The organism is Cyanothece sp. BG0011 (assembly GCF_003013815.1).
Classification (GTDB): Bacteria; Cyanobacteriota; Cyanobacteriia; order Cyanobacteriales; family Microcystaceae; genus Crocosphaera.
Genome location: NZ_PRLH01000083.1, coordinates 1 through 4680 on the forward strand (window position 1 = coordinate 1; position 4680 = coordinate 4680).

Here is a 4680-nt window from a genome sequence, read left to right on the forward strand (position 1 = left end):
TGTATCTACTAGAAGAATTTTCAGTATTTTGTAACGTATTTTCCCCTAAACCTTTAATATTTGATCCCCTATTCTTCCCTGAATTAACCACAGTTAACGATTCTTTCCCCAAATTCCCAATACTTAACTTATCTTTCCCATGTTCGTCTAATTCCTCATTCTTATCCTCTCCCAAATTCCCAACACTTAACTTATCTTTCCCTTTAACTCCTAACTCTTCATTTTCTACCCCTAAATCCTGTAAAATCTCCCCATAAGCTAACCGTACCCACTTCACAAACGTCATTAACGATAATAATTGACGAGGAGTGAATAACTTACCAAAATTGTCTAAACCATAGAGAGGTGCATTAAAAACCCCAGACCATTCTTTGACAGGTTCATCAGGAATGGTTAACTCCGCTTCTTGGCATAATTTCTCTAAACGCTTTAAAATCGCTGATTCATCAGGAATATAACGCTGATAATCCGTAGCAGATAGATAAGTTTTCCCTTTCTTCCCTTCAGTCGTGCAGACTATCGCCATTAACTGTTGTCCGATTCTCCCTGTTTTCCCTTCCTCTTGAACATAGGGTTTACTTTTAATCGTTGTCCCACAATGATGACAAGTGGAATTACCCCGTGAACTGCCACTACTGGGGTCAAAACCCAACTCTTTCGCCGTTGCTGCCTCTACTACCTCAAAATCAACCCGTTTCGTCTGATGATTCGGAATTACCTTTAAGGCGACATATTTCTTTTTCTTTTTACATAACCAAGTTTGGCGTACCAAAGGAACAGATGCACCACAAGAAGGATTGGGACATTTAACCGTGCGTGTCCATAAATACGCCACTGGCGTTAGTTTGGGGGAATTAGGAATTAGGAGTTGGGAGTTGGGGATTTGAGAGTCAGGGAATAGGGATAATTGCGTTTCTGTTACAGTTTTGCTTGTAATGTCTTGATTAACGCATTGAGCATTCTGCCGATACTGGTTATCTCCTGCTGAAGTTGTATGAGTTGGGTTTGCTCCAGATAGCTGAGACGTTGAGAGACTATCAGATGAGTTTCCAGTTCCATCAGTGACCCCCTTGCTATCCTCAGATGATAAATATACTCCTTGGTTGCTCCCCTTCCCCATCCTTCCGCTATATTTGCTGGAATTGAGTTTACTGCCCTCTGAATTTGGGAGATTAGTCCGTATATCTCCTCCTGTGGAAATTTCTTGGTCACTTGATAAACTTCCGTCACCAAGTCTATCCCCTTCTGCCAAACCCGTAGTTCCTTGTAACTCTCCATTTTCCTTCCCCCCTAACTCCAAATTCCCAACTCCTAACTCCCCAATACAAGGATATAAATCACCGATTTCTTCCTTGACCTTTCCTATCACCCAATGACCCCATTTTTCCACTTCTTCTGCTAACTTTTTACCGTATTTTTGGGGATAAACTAAGGTACATAATTCAATAATATGCGCCACTGGATTTAGTTCAATGGCATAGGTTTCACACCCTAATCTTAACCCCTCTAAAGGTATCGCCCCACCCCCAGAAAATAAGTCCGCCATTTTCGGTGCAGGAACCTCTTTTAATGGTGTATTGTCTGGTAAACCTAAACGAGTTCGTTGCGCTTCTAAAATTGCCTTTCTTGCCTTTTTAATCGTCTCTTCCGAAGCTTCCCACTTACATAAATCAATCATCATTTTCGCCAAAGCAGTGCGTTTTTGATGACTTTCTGGTGCGGGAATTAAAGAAGCAAAAACAGCAGCCCTGGCCGCCACTAATGGTCGTCTAGCCCACCATAAATGTAACGTAGAAATATGTCCTTTACGGATAGACTTTTCTCTAGCAGACTCTTTAGAAATCTCTTTAATAGGGATAAAATCTTCAATTAAGCGACGGTCATTATTCATGTGTTTTAGTATTTAAAAGTTGTTATGGTGAGAAACGAAGCAATTTAAAGTAAGTTAGGTTTAGTCATTGCGAGGATTGAATGATTTTGGATAAGGAATCAACTAATTTAGTGTTCATAATTAATTTACCTCGATTAATTTTACCCATGATAAAGATTGAGAAACCGCATTAAATAAGCGTTTATCTGCTGTCCATAATTCTACTTGTAACCGTTGCGCTAACGCTAAATAATGAGCATCATAAGTTGCCGAAAGATTATATAAACTAGCAAAATTCAAAGCTTCTTGATGTAAATTAGCATCTCCATAGAAACGAATCCCTAAATTTAACGCACTGTTTAATAAAGTTTCGGCTTCATCTTGTATAATTTGACCTGCTTTTTGATAACGATAAATTCCATTACTCACTTCATACATTATCAACGTTGGTGCAACAATAACCGTATTAGATGATTGCCATTCTTGCCATTTAATATTATATGAGTCACTGTTATTACTACTGGTTATTAAACGAATAATAAAACTAGCATCAACGCTTACCATAACCTATTAATTACCCCTTAATATTAGATTTTGATTCAGATAAATGCGGAAAACAAGCATCCATGAGTTCTTGACTGCGTTCTTCTCTCATTTGATAAATCATTTCACTCACATCCATATCTAAGGGCTTTCCTCCCCGTCTTTCTAAAATCTTCTCTCGAACTTCTAACATCTTTTGATAGGCTTCTTGATTTTTATTAGAGGTTATTTTTTCTTCTAAAAGTGCTTTTTCCTCTAGGGTTAAAGCATTAATAATTTTGGCTAAAGTATCAACTAATTGAGTATTCATTGTTTAATTTCTCCTTGTTTAATTAGATTATATAGTCATAATTTGCACAAAGCATTGATTATTTAGGCTAAGGTTTCTAAGAATTGAGTATTTATTTGTTTACCTCCTAAATTTATTTTAGCCTAACCAGGGACTCAATTCCGACTTGAAGATTCTTGATCTTTTCAGATTTGATAGTTATATTTAATAAAATCTCAACTTTTTTGACAAAACAATATTCATCTAAAACATACTAACTAAAAATATCTAAAACCCTTTCTAGCAAACCCTTTCTTTCATAATAACCTGAATAGGGTTTATAATATGTTTTAGGTTTTGGTTGCTTTTTAGGGTAAGTTTTGATTTTATTTTTGGAAGTTTTCGACACTGTACTTCCTGTAAACTTTTGTAACTTTGTGAAAGTCAATTTATCATCTTTTATAGTTATGTTTTTGATTTTAGCTTTAGTAAAATTAGTTTTTATATTAAACTTGATAAAAATTAAACTTGCTGAGTTTAGATTCGCTTGATATAAATTAGCATTCCCAAGCTGACAATTTTTCAACGTTGCTTCATGAAAATCAACTTTAGATAGGTTAGCTCCATAAAAATTAGCTTTTGTTAATGTTTCTTCTGACAAATTAGCTTCACTTAAATTAGCATAGTTTAGATTACATTGAGTAAAATCAACATTTTTAAACTGCATTTTACTTAAATTAGCATTAGCTAATTTAGCACCAGTCAAACTAACTTTTATAAATTTAGCTTGATGCAAATTAGCAGAACTTAAATTTGCCCTATCTAAGTCAACTTCTCGAAACAAACTCTTAGATAACTCAGATTTTTTAAAATTAGCTAAAACAAAACTTGATTTAAAAACTTTTATAAATTCTAATTGGGCTTTAAATAAGTTCGATTTTGAGAAATTACTTAGTTCTATACAGCCTTGACTAAACTTTGAAAAATCTAATTCGGATTCAGTAAAATTACAAGATGTAATCTCATAATTCCAAAATGTTGTCTGGTTTAACTTAGTTTGAATGAAATCACTATCATAAATCCAAGTTTCATTAAAAAAGTTTTCAGATAAAGAAGCTTTATTAAAATTACATTTTCTAAAACTAACTCCAGCAAATCCCGATTTTAAAATTTGACTATTTTCAAAATTAACATTTTTAAATATTACCCCAGAAAAAATAGAATTATTAATAATTGAATTAGATAAATCCACTCTTTCAAAGACTAAATTTTCTAAGTCTATTGTTCCATCTTTTTTATAAATATTTGCCTCATAGCCAAATTTCAAAGTAACATTACTTAAGTCAATACCACTTAAGTCAACATTAATAAACTTCCTTTGTCCCTCTTCTATTTTTTGTAGTAACTCATCTTTAGTTAATTTGATAAATTGTTCTTGAGACAATTGTTCTTTATAAAAGGAATCAATAAGTTCTTTGATTTGTTGATTAATTAGGGTAATGATTAGTAATATTGTAATCATTTCTAACCCATTAACACCATCAACAGTCAAAAGTTTATCCAATTCAAATTCAAATTTTTCCATCGTTTTTTACAGTAAGGTTAAGGTTAATAGATTAAATTGAGTAATAATTAGGCTTGATATCGAAATAATGCCTGAGCATTTAACACATATCGAGTCACTTGTTTAACTTCTTTTACCTCTCCAGCTAACACTAAAGCTGGATTTTGAATGGTTAATAATTGGGGTTGATCACCCTGACAATTCCAGACCACATATAACCAATAAGTATCCCCTAATTGTTGTGCTTTGCGCCATTCATTAGCGGTTAAAGACACATCTTGGTTAATACCAGAACGTCCCTTAACTTCAATGCGTCTGATAGGTAGGGTTCCCTTTGTTTCTTCTTGAGGCCCCACACTACGAATATCAAACCCACTCCCATCTCTGCGTTGACTAATATCCTCTGGAGTCCATCCCGATCCCGTTCATAGTTCA

At 34.2% G+C, this 4680-nt stretch carries 4 protein-coding genes and 2 pseudogenes; all 6 read right to left on the minus strand.

Annotated features, from left to right (window positions below; genetic code table 11):
* Positions 1-918: 918 nt before the first annotated feature.
* On the minus strand, positions 919-1278 hold the full coding sequence (locus C4E06_RS10580) for a four helix bundle protein (RefSeq protein ID WP_107668030.1): 360 nt from the start codon (positions 1276-1278) through the stop codon (positions 919-921).
* Between the two features lie 478 nt (positions 1279-1756).
* Positions 1757-1891: pseudogene (locus C4E06_RS27840) on the minus strand (DUF1156 domain-containing protein); the annotation flags it as partial.
* 120 nt (positions 1892-2011) lie between these two features.
* Positions 2012-2434, minus strand: coding sequence for a type II toxin-antitoxin system VapC family toxin (locus tag C4E06_RS10590; protein WP_107668031.1), 423 nt, complete (start codon positions 2432-2434; stop codon positions 2012-2014).
* A 10-nt stretch (positions 2435-2444) separates the two neighbouring features.
* Positions 2445-2723, minus strand: coding sequence for a hypothetical protein (locus C4E06_RS10595; RefSeq protein WP_107668032.1), 279 nt, complete (start codon positions 2721-2723; stop codon positions 2445-2447).
* A gap of 232 nt (positions 2724-2955) precedes the next feature.
* Entirely contained in the window at positions 2956-4266 is a 1311-nt protein-coding gene (locus C4E06_RS10600; protein ID WP_107668033.1) for a pentapeptide repeat-containing protein, read from the minus strand.
* A 47-nt stretch (positions 4267-4313) separates the two neighbouring features.
* A pseudogene (locus C4E06_RS10605) lies at positions 4314-4646 on the minus strand (DUF3883 domain-containing protein); the annotation flags it as partial.
* Between the last annotated feature and the right edge of the window lie 34 nt (positions 4647-4680).

Coding starts and splice junctions, on each gene's coding strand:
- C4E06_RS10580 (WP_107668030.1), bottom strand. CDS start 1,278: ATGGAGAGTTACAAGGAACTACGGGTTTGGCAGAAGGGGATAGACTTG.
- C4E06_RS10595 (WP_107668032.1), bottom strand. CDS start 2,723: ATGAATACTCAATTAGTTGATACTTTAGCCAAAATTATTAATGCTTTA.
- C4E06_RS10590 (WP_107668031.1), bottom strand. CDS start 2,434: ATGGTAAGCGTTGATGCTAGTTTTATTATTCGTTTAATAACCAGTAGT.
- C4E06_RS10600 (WP_107668033.1), bottom strand. CDS start 4,266: ATGGAAAAATTTGAATTTGAATTGGATAAACTTTTGACTGTTGATGGT.